The sequence below is a fragment of the Rhodococcus sp. no. 34 genome, assembly GCF_054589475.1.
This window is the reverse complement of sequence record NZ_BAAILK010000012.1, coordinates 166,786-180,899: the sequence shown is the minus strand read 5'-3', so window position 1 is coordinate 180,899 and position 14,114 is coordinate 166,786. Positions and strand designations below refer to the sequence as shown.

Here is a 14,114-nt window from a genome sequence, read left to right as displayed (position 1 = left end):
TTACTGCGGTAGAGCTGCGGCGGACTCTTCGCTTCGAATCGCGATGCGGAGAGTCGCGAGCATGAACAGTGACACCGCGAATCCGAAAAGCGCGCCGAACTGGTCCTGCGTGAACAGATAGACCTGCGTCACCAGGAGGCTCACGATGAGGGATGCACGCAGGAGCCTTAATGCTCGCAGGTACGGACCTCGGAAGAGGAACCACACTCCCAGAACCACAAGAACTCCGGTTGCGACGGTGGAGATCTGGACCACCAGGTCGGAGACGTCGTCGGCCTCGACGACGTTCTCGGAAACCAACGCGTAGATCACCTGGACAATCGCCAGAAGAGCCTGCAGTACGAACAGGGTCAGTACCAGTCGGCGGACGACCCGGTGCCGGAGCAGTTCCTCGGCACGGTGGAAGAACGCGTTGCGGCCACGAGTGATCTTCGATTCGATACCGCCGGTCGGCGGAGTCTGTGAATGCAGGCCGGCTTTGATCGAATCGACGAGGTCGGTGAGGCTGCGGTCTTCGACGCCGTCGAGTACGCGGAGGGCGTGGTTGTACTGGATCTCGTCGAGCTGACCGAGAGCGAGGTCCGAGAGCGCTCGCGCCCCGATGGCGAGCCGATGACGATCATTCATTCCGCGCCGAATCACCACCTCGCGCGCGGCAAGATAGAAGAGAACGAAGACGACGTACATGATCGCGATGGCAGGCTGGTAGAAGTAATCGACGTCGGCGGTGACGAATTTTCCGACCTCGTCAATGAAGAGACCGAACCCGATTCCGCCGACGAGCGTGGCCAGGTCACGCGTGCGAGAGCCTTCGGTGATGGCGGTCGCCACGATGGCTACGGCCATCAGCAATCCGCCCCAGAGAACGTGTGCGATGTGGAGGGCGCCGCCCCCGATCTGGGGATAGCCCGTTGCCGCCAGATATGCGCGGGTGATCAGCACGGTGGCGATGCCCGCGAACAGGAACAATTCGAAACGAGCCAGTGCCGCGCGGTCGTAACTGTGCGGCAGCGTCAGCGCATTCCGGTCCTTCGTCGTCATTGCGGAACTCCCAGGTTTCGATAGCGCGCGATACGGGAGGACTGGCGATCGGTGTCCGACTCTTCGGCAAGCACGAAGAGTTCGTGCGCTATCGCAGCCCCTACCCTCTTGGAGAATTCCACGGGTTCGTCGGCCGCGTCAGGCGTTTCGGGAATGATCGCGTCGATCACGCCGTCTCGAAGCAGATCCAACGAACGAATGCCCTGCGCTGCCGCCATCTCCGGTGCGTGACTGATGTCGCGATGGACGATCGCGCTTGCGCCTTCCGGTGGCAGGGGAGCGAGCCACCCGTTCTGTGCCGCGAGTACCCGATCGGCGGGCAGCAGCGCGAGCGCCCCACCGCCTGTTCCCTGGCCGAGCAACACCGACACTGTCGGGGTCTTCAGCGTCACGAGGTCGGCGATGCAACGGGCGATCTCAGGGGCCAGTCCACGTTCTTCAGCTTCTTTGGACAGCGACGCGCCCAAAGTGTCGATCACGAGGACAAGCGGGAGTTGTAGTTCTTCGGCAAGTTTCATGCCCCGTCGCGCTTCCCTGAGCGCGGCCGGTCCCATCGTGGTGAGCGCGGATTGGCCACTGCGGTCCTGGCCGAGCAGGATGCACGGAAAGCCTCGGAAGCGGGCGAGCGAGAGCAAGATCGTCTTGTCGGTTTCACCCTGCCCGGTGCCGCTGAGCGGTACCTGTTCAGTTGCGGCATGGCGGAGCAACTGCCGGATGCCGGGTCGATCGGCCCGGCGCGAGAGCATCACCGACTGCCAGGCGGGAACATCGGGAATCTCGGGTGAGGGAATCGGGTCCGTGGCCGCCGGGGCCGGGGGATCGGTGAGCACGCACAACGCTCGGTTGACCAGCAGACGGAGGCGGTCGACGGGGACGACGCCGTCGATAACGCCGTTGCGATACAAGTTTTCGGACGTCTGGATACCGTCGGGAAACTTTTCGCCGTACAGGGATTCGTAGACACGGGGTCCGAGGAATCCCACCAGAGCACCGGGTTCCGCGACGGTGATGTGGCCGAGGGATCCCCACGAGGCGAAGACCCCGCCGGTGGTGGGATTGCGCAGGTAAACCAGGTAGGGCAGGTGTGCCGCTTTGTGAACAGCCACTGCCGCAGCGATCTTCACCATCTGAACGAACGCCACGGTGCCCTCCTGCATCCGCGTTCCGCCGGAGGTGGGCGAGGCCAGCAGCGGGAGTTGTTCTGCCGTAGCACGTTCGACAGCGGTCACGATCCGCTCGGCTGCAGCAACTCCGATCGAACCGGCGAGAAAGCTGAATTCACAGGCAATTACCGCGACCCGACGTCCCCGAACCGTACCTACGCCGGTGACGACGGACTCGTCAACTCCGCTCTTCTCGCGGGCCTTCGCCAGGTCTTCCGCGTATTTCGCGCCAGGTCCGACGTCGACGGGCGGGGAGTCCCAAGAGACGAAGCTCTCGGGATCGAGTACCGCAGTGAGTAGTTCTTCGGCCGAGATTCGCACAACGTCCTCCAAGTAAGCAGCACCCCGTCCAGGATGAACCTACCTGGACGGGGTGCTGCCGGGATCGTGTGGCGTCAGTTGTGTGCCGGATAAATCAGCGTCCGAACGCCTCTTTCCACGAAACGACCTTGCCGATGCGAAGGATGGAGCGCTGGTAGATCTTTGCCGCGATCATCGACAGCGCAGCAGTCACGACCAGCATCAGCAGAATCGTTCCCACGATCTGGAACGGAGAAGCAACACCGGCGGAAATGCGCAGGGGCATGAGGATTGCCGAGAACGGCGGAATCCAACTCAACACGTTGCTCAGGGTTCCTTCTGGATTGCTCACCGAAACGAAAGCCACGCTGACCATTGCCATGACGAGCAGCGCGAGAGGCATCGCGGTGGCGTTGACGTCCTCCTGTCGCGAGACCATGGACCCGGCCGCGGCGTACAGCACGGCGAAGAAGAGGAAGCCGAGAATGAACCACCCGAGAGTGCCGAACAGAACGCCGATTGCGGTGCCCGTCACGGTCAGGACACCCGTCGCCAGTCCGGTGGCGACGCCCGCGACGGCATAGGCAGCCATCTGCATCAGGCCGACAGCACCGATTCCGAGAACCTTGCCCCACAACAACTGCAGTGGACGGAGAGTGGAGAGCAGCAACTCGACGACACGGCTGGACTTCTCCTCGACGACGCCCATCGCCACGTACGTTCCGAACAACAGGATCTGCATGTACAGGAGCACCACAGCAGCGATCGACATCGCTATACGTTGGCCCTGTTCGGGATCCGGGGGATCGATGGCATCGATGGTGACCACTGCGGTGGACGTGGCTTCGGCGAGCTGAGCCGGGTCGATCCCCGCAGCGGAAAGCGCATTCGATTGTGCCTGCTGTGCAACGGAACTCTCGATGACGGCCCGCAGATTCGTGGCTACTTCCTTCTTGGTCACGACAGTGACGCCGCCGCCCGATCCAGCGATCACGGCCACGTCGAGGTCGCCGTCCTTGACTTGATCACGCGCGGTGCCGTCGTCGGAAACCTCCGTTACCGTCACCGGATTTCCGAGGGTGTCGCCGATGGACACCATCGTGGCACTGAGTGATTGGTTGCCGACCAAGCCGATCTTCGACTTGTCCTCGTCGCCGCCGGAGAAGAGCGAGAAGGCGATGATGCCGCCGATGATCGCGACCAGAATGATGACGTTGCTGATCACAAAACTCTTCTTCGAGATCTGCGTCATGAATTCGCGTCGGGCGACCAACCCGATGGCTCGACCTCCGCTCAACTGGTTGCTCATGCGGCTACTACCTCTCGGAACAGATCGGTCAGTGACGGACGTCGTAGCGTGAACTCGTGCACCGGTCCGGTTTTCAATGCTGCGTGCAGGATCTGCTGATCGTCGGCGGTTCCGTCGACGATCAGGAGCGTTCGACCGTCGAGGTGGCTCAGTGTGGTGACACCGATCAGATGGTGTGCCCAACCGACCGGCGCGTCAGGGGCGAAGACTTCGATTCGGCCGTCACCCTTGCCTCGTAGCTCGTCGACGGTTCCGATCTCTCGCATGCTGCCGCGGCTGATGATGCCCACGCGATCGCACAAGCGCTCCACCAGATCCAGCTGATGGCTGGAGAAGATTACGGGAACACCGGTGCGAGCCTTCTCGACCAACACGTCACTCATGACATCGACCGCTACGGGGTCGAGGCCCGAAAACGGTTCGTCCAGAACGAGTACCGATGGGTCGTGAACCAGCGCCGCCGCGAGCTGCACACGTTGCTGATTGCCGAGGGACAGGGAATCGACGGTGTCCTTGACGCGTTCGGCGATGCCCAGACGTTCGGTCCACCGCTCAGTGGCCGCGTGCGCGTCGGCCTTCGACAGTCCGTGTAGCTCGGCCAGATAGGAAAGTTGCGCTCCCACCTTCATCTTGGGGTAGAGGCCGCGTTCCTCCGGCATGTATCCGATAGTGCGACGCACGTCGAGGTCGACGGGTTTGCCGCCGAGGCGAACTTCTCCCGAATCTGCTCCGAGCACACCCAGCGCAATGCGCATCGTGGTCGTCTTGCCGGCGCCGTTGCTGCCGACGAATCCGAAGATCTCGCCTGGGCGCACTTCGAAACTCAGGTTGTCGAGTGCGACGACGTCGCCGTAGCGTTTCGAGATGCCGTCGATCGTGAGGGTGGCTGACATGGGTCCTTCCCATCGGTCGAGTGGTGCGCTTCGGTAATACGGGTCAGAGATCGAACTCTTCCGAATCAATCGGATCCGGGTCTGGATTGGTCCACGAGAGAATCATCGCGGGCGTGCACGCGCCGATCAGCATTGCAGTCAGTGCCAATAAACCTCCCGTGTAAGGCAGCCTCTCTACATTCCACTGCACCGACGAGGTGAAAATGAGGAAAATGGCGACAATGAAGACCAACGTTTGGGTCACGCTGAGCCCGACGGAGCGAGCGTCGTTGCGTTGCTGGATCTCCCATTCGTCCAACGCCTGCCGCGGAGCATCCCCTTGCCGGCCCGACACGATTTGAAGTGAGGACCACGTCGGCAGGAACAGCAGGGTGAGGACCGGCCATGCCACGGCGAAGAGCGGATTGAACAGGCATGCTGTGCTGACGGCAACCATCGTGGTGAACAGGACCGCCAGGGCGACGACGAGTACGCGCCGACGTCGACGGGTTCGCCAATTCGGGAGCCAATGTCGGAACGTCTCCTCGTTCTGCAGGAACCGCCGAGTGCGGTGGGCCTGGTAGCGGTCGATCAGATTTGATTCAGGCACTTGGCTTTTCACTCCCCTCGGTAGTGCGGTCAGATCGGTAGACCTCCGTCGACGGTGCATTCCGGTAGACCTCCGTCGACAGCGGCCCGAACTCCGTCCGGGAGAACACCGCCTCCACCGGGAGGTCGAACACCCAGCAGATTCGGAATGCAAGATCCAGGCTGGGGTAGTGGTCACCGCGTTCGAGTGCCCCCACCGTCTGCGGATTCACGTCGACGAGTTGCGCAAGCTGTGCCCGGCTCATCTTCCGCTCGGCGCGAAGCACTCCGATGCGATTGAAGATGGGGAGCGCGTCTCCCCGCCGGACTGGGCTCATGCATCAAAGTGTTGTAAAAACCCAACAGTTTGTCAACACGAACCGCGATTGTTCCGCTTCTGGGGCGTGCCGGCGGATAAGGTTCGGGCAACGGAAGGGGCTTGGCATAGTGGTCGAACAGTTGGTGCTCGAAGAGTCCGGCCTGGTCGTGCAGGTGCGCGAGGATGGTAGCTACTGCGTGGGACCGCAAGGGCGCGAAGCGGTCTGGCGCGATCCGATGGAGAAGGGTGCAGTCATCGGTATCGGGCAGCACACTCCGGGGGATGTGGAAGGCGAATCGTGGTGGGTCGTGTACGGCCAGTCGGACATCGGGGCGGACGTCACCGTTCGACTCGAGGACGGGTCGCACGTGCCGGTTTCGCGCCTCGGTGAGATCTTCGCCAGTGAATGGGTGAGTACCCCGCAGCAGGCGTTGCTGTACCGGTCCGATCGCCCGGTGGAGTCGCAGCCCACTAAACTGTCTGTGCTGTTCGCCAGGCCGAAGTTCATGCCCAAGGCGGCGTTTCCGGAGAATGATCGCTTGTAGTTGAAGCGAGCTGCCGTCGGGAGGCTGGCAGCCATTTTCTCGAAACATTACGGTACGTACTGTACTGTTTTGGAATGACAACTTGGCCGAACGACCTCGCAGTAGTGCAAGTGCGCGTAGCGCGACCCACCGACAGGCTCGACGACGTGATTGCGTTCTATCGCGACTGTCTGGGATTGCCAGAGCTCTACCGGTTCTCCGGTCATGCCGGGTACGACGGAATCATGCTGGGTCTGCCGGATTCGAACTATCACCTCGAATTCACGACCCACGAAGACGGAAGCCCGTGCCCGGCGCCGACGCAGGACAACCTGTTGGTGCTCTACTTCGCCGGCGAGTCGGCGATGTACGAGGTAGTTCAGAGGTTGGGGGAAGCAGGGCACGAACCCGTTGGCGCCGAGAATCCGTACTGGGAGGAGAATGCGGGGATGACTTTCGAAGATCCCGACGGCTGGCGTCTGGTGCTCATGCCGCGGCCGGTGCTGTAGATGGTGCGCGCCCGCGACGAGCGGATCGACGCCGCCGTTCTGGCGGCAACCCTGGAGTTGTTGGGGGAGAACGGATATGCGGAGCTGTCGATCGGTTCGGTGGCGACGAGAGCGGGCGTGCATCGACCCGCCATCTACCGGAGATGGCCGTCGAAGCGGCATCTGGTGGTGGACGTCGTCGTGGCGCACATCGGCACTGATCCAACGCCGGACACCGGCGATCTCAGGGCAGACCTCGTCGCCGGCATCACGACATTGGTTGTGGGGCTGAGCGAAACGGTAGTCGGGCGGATCCTGCCCGCGTTGGTCGCGGATCTGGCGGCGGACCCGGAATTGGCGCGGGATTTCCAGTCGGCATTCTTTCAGCCTCGACGCGATTCCACTGCGGCAGTGCTGGAATCGGCGCGCCTACGCGGCGACATACGGAGCGACTTCGACCTGGACTTCGTCCTGGACGCGCTGGCGTCGCCGATCTATTACCGAGCGTTGTTCCGTCACTTACCGCTGGACGCGCTCCTGGCCGAGCAGTCCGTCGATTCTGTGCTGCTGACGTTGACTCCCCACGAAAATTCTTGAAGCCGTTTCGATTCAGTTCAATTCGACTGGATCAGGCCCGACACGGCTGTCGGTGTTCAGCGCTGCGATGGCCGCTGACTCGTCGGCATCGAGTGCGAAGTCGAAGATTGCGGCGTTGTCGCGCATGCGTGCAGGCGTGACCGACTTCGACAGAACGGTGTGGCCCTGTTCGAGATGCCAACGCAGAATGATCTGTGCAGGGCTCTTGCCGTGTGCTGCAGCAATTTTCCCGATGGCCGGGTCGTCGAGGATAGTTCCCTGTCCCAATGGGCTCCAAGCCTCGATTTCGATGCTGCGACTCTGGGCGTACTCCCGAGAAGTGTGCTGTTGCAGTCTGGGGTGCAATTCGATCTGGTTGACGGCCGGGGTGGTCGCGCTGTGCTGGGCCAGCAGTTCGAGGTGCTCGGGCAGGAAGTTGGACACGCCGATCGCACGGGTGCGGCCGGAGGCGAGAATTTGCTCGAATGCCGCCCAGGTCTCGACGAACAGGCCCTTTGCCGGCGCGGGCCAGTGAATCAGATAGAGGTCGACGTAGTCGAGTCCGAGCTTGTCGAGGCTGGTGTCGAAAGCGGCGAGTGTTCGGTCGTGGCCCTGATCGTCATTCCACAGCTTGGTGGTGACGAACAGCTCTGACCTAGGGATATCCGAACCTGCGATGGCGCGGCCGACTCCGGCTTCATTTCCGTAGATCGCGGCCGTGTCGATGTGGCGGTAGCCGATCTCGAGAGCTGCGGCAGTGACCTCTTCGGTCTGTGCGTCCGGTACCTGGAAAACGCCGTACCCGAGTTGCGGGATGGTGATCGGCTCGCCGGTGGTTCCGTGAGTCAGTGTGCGGTCGGGGATCGACAACATTGAAGAGTGCCTTTCGGGACTGGGATGTGGCAGCTCGACGGGGGATCATGTCATCCGCGGGCCACCTATGCCGCGCATGCAACTATTGCGTGCGCCTGATAAATAGTTGCACACGCGGGTTGTCTGCGCAAGCAGAGTCGATCGGCTACTCCTCGAAGAGCTGTCCGTTCTCCATTCGCCACCGGCGCGTGCTTCGGGTGGACTGCAGCATGCGTCGATCGTGAGTGACCAGAAGGAGGGTTCCCTCGAACGACTCCATTGCCTGCTCGAGCTGTTCGATCGCCGGAAGGTCGAGATGGTTCGTCGGCTCGTCCAGTACCAGTAGGTTCACGCCGCGAGCCTGGAGCAAAGCAAGTGCAGCCCTTGTTCTCTCGCCGGGGGACAGGGAAGCGGCAGATCTGAGTACGTGGTGTCCGCGCAGGCCGAACTTGGCGAGGAGAGTGCGGACATCGGCATCGGGCCAGTCCGGAACCTGCGCACCGAAGGCCTCCACGACTGGTTGATCACCTTCGAACAATCCACGCGCCTGATCGATCTCACCGATCGCGACACCGGAACCCAGCGACGCGATGCCCTCGTCCGGGACGAGTTTGCCGAGCAGGACGTTCAGGAGGGTGGTCTTGCCTGCCCCGTTCGCGCCCGTGACGAGAATCCGATCGCCCCAGTCGATCTGCGTCGTGACCGGACCGAACGTGAACTGACCGCGAGTTACCTTGGCGCCGTTCGTGGTTGCGACAACGGAACCGGACCGCGGCGCCGCCGCGATCTCCATGCGAAGTTCCCACTCCTTGCGCGGTTCCTCGACGACTTCGAGTCGCTCGATGCGGCGTTGAGTCTGGCGGGCCTTCGCGGCTTGCTTCTCCGTCGACTCGGTCCGCAATCCGCGTCCGATTTTGTCGTTGTCCTTGGCTTTACGACGCGCGTTGCGGACGCCGTGTTCCATCCAGTTGCGCTGCATCTGTGCGCGATCTTCGAGATCGGAGCGGGTGCCTGCGTATTCCTCGAACGCCTCGCGTGCGTGCTGGCGGGCGATCTCGCGTTCGGCGAGGTACGACTCGTAGCCGCCGTCGTACACGGCGATGTCCTGTTGTGCCAGATCGAGTTCCACGATTCCGGTGACGGTGCGCGAGAGGAACTCGCGATCGTGGCTCACGACAACCAGTGCTGCGCGCGTCTCGGCGACAAATCGCTCCAACTGCTCGAGACCGCGTAGGTCGAGATCGTTGGTGGGCTCGTCCAACAAGAGAATGTCGTAGCGCGAAAGCAACAGTGACGCGAGGCCGGCGCGCGCGGCCTGACCGCCGGACAATGCCGTCATATGTGCATCGAGTGGAACTCCGAGACCGAGTTCTTCGACCACCTTCTCGGCGCGCTCGAGCAGGTCGGCGCCGCCGAGAGCGAGCCAGCGTTCCAGTGCCGGGGAGTACAGATCCTCTTCGGCTTCGGCCAGGGTTTCGGCTGCGGCGTTCATGACTTCCTCGGCGTGGGCGACGCCGGTGCGGCGGCCGAGGAACTCGAGGACGGTCTCACCCTCGATGCGATCGGGTTCCTGCGCGAGGTAACCGACCGCAGCATCCGGCGGGCTGAGGATGATCGAACCTTCGACGTCGGCAGTTCCGATTCCGGCCAGTGCGGTGAGAAGCGTCGACTTGCCGGCGCCGTTCGCGCCGACGAGGCCGATGACGTCGCCGGGGGCAACGGTGAGGTCGAGGTCGGAGAACAGGGTGCGTTCTCCCCGGGAAGCAGAGAGGCCGCTGATGCGCAGTGTTGCAGTCACCTGAGAAGTATCCCCGGTGCTGTGCGCCTTTATTAACCGCGGGCGGTTAATAAAGGCGCACAGCAGTCAGCCACGGACCAGGTGATACCAGCACGGATGTGCCGCACGGACCGGAAGTGGCGATTCACTCACGTCCGCGGCCATGCTCGAGGCCATCGACCAACCGTCGAATGCACGCATGACGTCCTCCTCCGAGACGCCGTGTGGCATCGGCCAACGGTGCCCCGGTCCGAATGCGAACATCACCATGGACGCTCCCGGTGCGGTGATCGCATTTACGGATCTCCCGTAGTCCCGCCGTTGATGATCGGTGAGCCCGTGAAAACAGCCGATGTCGAGCACCAGCAGGTGCCCGCCGTCGACAGCAATGTGCAGGTCTGCCGCGTCCTCGTGGAGGAACCGGACGTCGACGTGTGCTTCACGCGCGTGTATGCGCGCTTTGTCCAGCGGTTCCTGTTCGGCGTCGACGCCGGTGACGTGCCACCCGCGTTGCGCCAGCTCGATGGAATGGCGTCCGGTGCCGCAACCGATATCGAGTGCACGGCCACCTTCCGGGACGGGAATCGCATCCAGAAGGCCGGACAGTTGAGCGTCGAACCCGTGCCCGGTGTGCTCCCACGGAGTGACACCGACCTTGTAGGCGAGACGATATGAAAGATTCATCGCTCTCTCTTTTCTCGAGGCGATTCCAATACTTGTCTTCCAAGGTAGACCGGCATTTCGGGCGGTACAAGGGCACTGCCCGGAGGTTCGGCGGGGAATGCCTCCCGGCCCTCGCGCGTTGGATCCATATATGACCGAGACCAACGATGTGACCTCTGTACCGACCATTGTTCTGAACGACGGTAAGACGATCCCCGCACTCGGATTCGGTGTGTTCCAGGTTCCGGACGACGAGACGCAGGAAGCCGTCTCCACAGCCCTGAAGACCGGCTACCGCAGTATCGACACCGCCAAGATCTACGGCAACGAGGTGGGCGTCGGCCGCGCGATCGCCGAATCCGGCATCGCCCGCGAAGACCTCTACATCACGACAAAACTGTGGAACGACGACCAAGGCTACGACTCGACGCTTGCGGCATTCGACGCCAGCCTCGACAAGTTGGGTCTCGAGTACCTCGACCTGTACCTCATCCACTGGCCGGTTCCGTCCAAGGACCTGTACGTCGAGACGTTCAAGGCATTCCAGAAGCTCAAGGCCGACGGACGGGTTCGATCCATCGGCGTCTCCAACTTCACCATCGAGAACCTCGAGCGTGTCATCGGTGAAACCGGTGAGGTGCCGGTCCTCAACCAGATCGAGCTTCACCCCAAGTTCAACCAAGCCGAACTGCGCGCCTTCCACACCGGCAAGGGAATCGCGACGGAAGCGTGGAGCCCGCTCGGACAGGGAACCGTTCTCGGCGACCCCGTCATCACCGCTATCGCCGACGCTCATGGCGTCACCGCGGCTCAGGTGATCATTCGCTGGCACCTGCAGATCGGAAACGTGGTGATTCCGAAGTCGGTGACCCCCGAACGTATCGCCGCCAACTTCGATGTCTTCGGATTCGAACTGACACCGGAACAGATCAACGCGATCGGTGCTCTCGACGACCCGGCCGGCCGCATCGGCCCCGACCCGGTCACGCTCGGCAGCTAGTACTTCCGGCAGACCCACAAACGGCACTCCCACAATTGCGGGAGTGCCGTTTTGTCGTGCGAGGTCAGTTCAGGTGCGTGCGATGTTCTGCGGTGAATGCGATGTGCTCGTCCGCGCGTCCGGTGCGGAGTTTCTCGACCCACTCGGGATCGGCGAGCAGCGCGCGCCCGATGGCAACCATGTCGAATTCACCCCTCTCGTACTGAGCTTCGAGACGCTCCAGCCCGGTGACAGCAGATGCAGCTTCGCCGGTGAATGCCGTCGTGAACACGGAATCGAGTCCGACCGAACCGACGGTGATGGTCGGCAACCCGGTCAGCTTCTTCGTCCAACCGGCGAGGCCGAGTGTGCCGTCTTCACCGTCGAGTTCAGCGAATGCCGGTTCCCAATGACGCCTCGTGGACGGATGCAGAACGTCGACGCCGGCGTCGACCAGTGGAGTGAGGATGCGGCCGAGTTCTGCCGGGCTCTGGGCGATACGAGCGTCGTAATGGCCGGACTTCCACTGCGAGAATCGGTAGACGATCGCGAACTCGTCCCCGACGGCCTCTCGGATTGCGGCGACGACCTCGGCCGGGAAACGGGTGCGGGCCTCGAGTGATCCGCCGTATCCGTCGGTTCGGACATTGGTTCCCGCCCAGAGGAATTCGTCGAGCAGGTAGCCATGTGCTCCGTGCAACTCGAGACCGTCGAAGCCGGTGTTCTTCGCGTTGAGTGCGGCGTCGACCCACGACTGCTTCAAGTCGTCGAGGTCAGAGGTGGTGAATTCTCGTCCCAGGCGGGTGCCGTCCAGTGCCAGGCCGGAGGGGCTGACGGTTTCGACCTCGGGGTTCAGGCGCGAGTTCTCGCCGCGTTCGACCCCGAGGTGCCACAGCTGAGGAATGATCGATCCGCCTTCGGCGTGGACGGCGTCGACGACCGACTTCCAGCCGCCCAGGCTCGAATCGCCGTAGATGCGCGGTACGCGGGTGTGCGGGCCGGCTGCCGGGTCCGGGATGTACGTGCCTTCGGTGATGATCAAGCCGACACCACCTGCTGCGCGACGACGGTAGTACTCGGCTACGTCGGCGCCGGGGATTCCGTCCGGCGAGAAGGCGCGCGTCATCGGGGCCATGGCGAAACGGTTACGCAACGAGAGTGATTTGACCTCGAAAGGCTCGAAGAGGCCGCGCAACGCGGAGGCCTCGGGTGCTGTCGATGTGTCGGGAAGAGTCACGGGTTTGTTCAACGCGGCGGACCCTCGACCTATTCCGCCGCCTGACTTTATCTCACCGAAATCTGCAAAAGGTTGCTTACGTTCGGTTTTCGATAGATGCTCACGTCGACCACACTTAGTTTGTGCATTAACTATTAACATGCGATATGGTCGTGCGGAAAGTTCTTGAGGCGGTATCGAGCACGAAAGAGGACGCGCGAGCATGACGACAACGGTGCCGGACGAGCGGACCGGAGAGTTGGAGCCGATTCCGGAGCGGCCGTACCCGAAGCGCCGTGATCCCAAGGGGTCGTGGATGTTCGACATGATCAAGACCACCGATCACAAGAAGATCGGGATCATGTACATGATCACGGCTTTCGTGTTCTTCCTGATCGGCGGCCTGATGGCCCTGTTCATGCGTGCGGAACTGGCTGTCCCCGGGATGCAGTTCCTCTCGAACGAGCAGTTCAACCAGTTGTTCACCATGCACGGCACGATCATGTTGCTGCTGTACGCGACGCCCGTCGTTTTCGGCTTCGCGAACTACATACTTCCGCTGCAGATCGGTGCCCCGGACGTGGCGTTTCCGCGTCTGAACGCATTCGGGTTCTGGCTCTTCACTTTTGGTGGTCTCATCGTTCTCGGCGGATTCCTCACGCCGGGCGGCGCTGCCGACTTCGGTTGGACCGCGTACACCCCGTTGTCGGGTGCGGTGCACAGTCCTGGCGTCGGCGCCGACCTGTGGGTCTTCGGTCTGACGGTCGGTGGCCTCGGCACCATTCTCGGTGCGGTCAACATGATCACCACCGTGATCTGCCTGCGCGCACCAGGTATGACGATGTTTCGGATGTCCATCTTCACGTGGAACATCTTCATCACCAGCATTCTGATCTTGATGGCGTTCCCGCTGCTGACCGCTGCGTTCATGGGTCTGTTCGTCGACCGTCACCTCGGTGGACACATCTTCGACCCGGCGTCGGGTGGAGTTCTGTTGTGGCAGCACCTGTTCTGGTTCTTCGGTCACCCCGAGGTGTACATCATCGCGCTGCCGTTCTTCGGTATCGTCTCGGAGATCTTCCCGGTCTTCAGCCGTAAGCCGATCTTCGGTTACACCGGATTGGTCTATGCGACACTGGCGATTTCAGCTCTGTCGATCGCGGTGTGGGCTCACCACATGTACGCGACGGGTGCTGTTCTCCTGCCGTACTTCTCGTTCATGACGTTCCTGATCGCCGTGCCGACAGGCGTGAAGATCTTCAACTGGATCGGCACGATGTGGAAGGGGCAATTGACCTTCGAATCACCGATGCTGTTCTCGATCGGCTTCCTGATCACCTTCCTGTTCGGTGGTCTGTCGGGTGTCATCCTCGCGAGCCCGCCGATCGACTTCCACGTCACCGACACGTATTTTGTCGTCGCCCACTTCCATTACGTGGTCTTCGGT

At 62.2% G+C, this 14,114-nt stretch carries 15 protein-coding genes; 5 read left to right on the top strand and 10 right to left on the bottom strand.

The features are described 5' to 3' along the window. The 6 genes from ACYP01_RS01680 to ACYP01_RS01655 all read right to left on the bottom strand — a co-directional run bounded on the left by ACYP01_RS01680 (position 1) and on the right by ACYP01_RS01655 (position 5,611). Positions 1-1,041 (bottom strand): hypothetical protein, encoded by a 1,041-nt coding sequence (locus ACYP01_RS01680; protein WP_007733419.1) that lies wholly within the window; start codon positions 1,039-1,041, stop codon positions 1-3. Continuing rightward, on the bottom strand, positions 1,038-2,525 hold the full coding sequence (locus tag ACYP01_RS01675) for an acetyl-coenzyme A carboxylase carboxyl transferase subunits beta/alpha (protein ID WP_003940141.1): 1,488 nt from the start codon (positions 2,523-2,525) through the stop codon (positions 1,038-1,040). The genes ACYP01_RS01680 and ACYP01_RS01675 overlap by 4 nt, the downstream gene beginning before the upstream one ends. A 94-nt stretch (positions 2,526-2,619) precedes the next feature. Further along, entirely contained in the window at positions 2,620-3,813 is a 1,194-nt protein-coding gene (locus ACYP01_RS01670; protein ID WP_007733417.1) for an ABC transporter permease, read from the bottom strand. Then, positions 3,810-4,706 (bottom strand): ABC transporter ATP-binding protein, encoded by an 897-nt coding sequence (locus ACYP01_RS01665; protein ID WP_270008137.1) that lies wholly within the window; start codon positions 4,704-4,706, stop codon positions 3,810-3,812. The genes ACYP01_RS01670 and ACYP01_RS01665 overlap by 4 nt, the downstream gene beginning before the upstream one ends. Positions 4,707-4,749: 43 nt before the next feature. After that, positions 4,750-5,295, bottom strand: a complete 546-nt coding sequence (locus ACYP01_RS01660; RefSeq protein ID WP_003939943.1) for a hypothetical protein — start codon at positions 5,293-5,295, stop codon at positions 4,750-4,752. Continuing rightward, a complete protein-coding gene (locus ACYP01_RS01655; RefSeq protein ID WP_003940147.1) occupies positions 5,288-5,611 on the bottom strand; it encodes a helix-turn-helix transcriptional regulator in 324 nt (107 codons plus the stop codon). Before ACYP01_RS01655 ends, ACYP01_RS01660 begins: the two co-directional genes overlap by 8 nt. A 109-nt stretch (positions 5,612-5,720) precedes the next feature. On the opposite strand from ACYP01_RS01655, the gene ACYP01_RS01650 reads away from it, so the two are divergent. The 3 genes from ACYP01_RS01650 to ACYP01_RS01640 all read left to right on the top strand — a co-directional run bounded on the left by ACYP01_RS01650 (position 5,721) and on the right by ACYP01_RS01640 (position 7,201). Beyond that, positions 5,721-6,137 carry a hypothetical protein gene (locus ACYP01_RS01650; RefSeq protein WP_003940252.1) on the top strand — a complete coding sequence of 139 codons (417 nt, stop codon included), beginning with the start codon at positions 5,721-5,723 and terminating at the stop codon, positions 6,135-6,137. 74 nt (positions 6,138-6,211) lie between these two features. Further along, positions 6,212-6,625 (top strand): VOC family protein, encoded by a 414-nt coding sequence (locus tag ACYP01_RS01645; protein ID WP_021332241.1) that lies wholly within the window; start codon positions 6,212-6,214, stop codon positions 6,623-6,625. Then, complete coding sequence (locus ACYP01_RS01640) at positions 6,626-7,201, top strand: TetR/AcrR family transcriptional regulator (protein ID WP_047270901.1); 576 nt, start codon at positions 6,626-6,628, stop codon at positions 7,199-7,201. A 12-nt stretch (positions 7,202-7,213) separates the two neighbouring features. Here the strand turns inward: ACYP01_RS01640 and ACYP01_RS01635 are convergent, their stop codons facing one another. From ACYP01_RS01635 to ACYP01_RS01625, 3 genes are all read right to left on the bottom strand, one after another. Then, entirely contained in the window at positions 7,214-8,053 is an 840-nt protein-coding gene (locus ACYP01_RS01635; RefSeq protein WP_003940402.1) for an aldo/keto reductase, read from the bottom strand. Positions 8,054-8,198: 145 nt separating this feature from the next. Next, entirely contained in the window at positions 8,199-9,830 is a 1,632-nt protein-coding gene (locus ACYP01_RS01630; protein WP_030535395.1) for an ABC-F family ATP-binding cassette domain-containing protein, read from the bottom strand. Positions 9,831-9,896: 66 nt separating this feature from the next. After that, positions 9,897-10,493: a class I SAM-dependent methyltransferase gene (locus ACYP01_RS01625; RefSeq protein ID WP_054188857.1), complete on the bottom strand. Its 597-nt coding sequence runs from the start codon at positions 10,491-10,493 to the stop codon at positions 9,897-9,899. 130 nt (positions 10,494-10,623) lie between these two features. Here ACYP01_RS01625 and ACYP01_RS01620 point away from each other — a divergent pair, with 130 nt between their 5' ends. Beyond that, complete coding sequence (locus ACYP01_RS01620) at positions 10,624-11,472, top strand: aldo/keto reductase (RefSeq protein ID WP_037128502.1); 849 nt, start codon at positions 10,624-10,626, stop codon at positions 11,470-11,472. A gap of 64 nt (positions 11,473-11,536) precedes the next feature. On the opposite strand, the gene ACYP01_RS01615 is transcribed toward ACYP01_RS01620, so the two are convergent. Beyond that, positions 11,537-12,688 carry an NADH:flavin oxidoreductase gene (locus ACYP01_RS01615; protein WP_007733403.1) on the bottom strand — a complete coding sequence of 384 codons (1,152 nt, stop codon included), beginning with the start codon at positions 12,686-12,688 and terminating at the stop codon, positions 11,537-11,539. A 202-nt stretch (positions 12,689-12,890) separates the two neighbouring features. On the opposite strand from ACYP01_RS01615, the gene ACYP01_RS01610 reads away from it, so the two are divergent. After that, a partial coding sequence (locus ACYP01_RS01610) for a cbb3-type cytochrome c oxidase subunit I (protein ID WP_459678353.1) occupies positions 12,891-14,114 on the top strand: 1,224 nt, incomplete at its 3' end.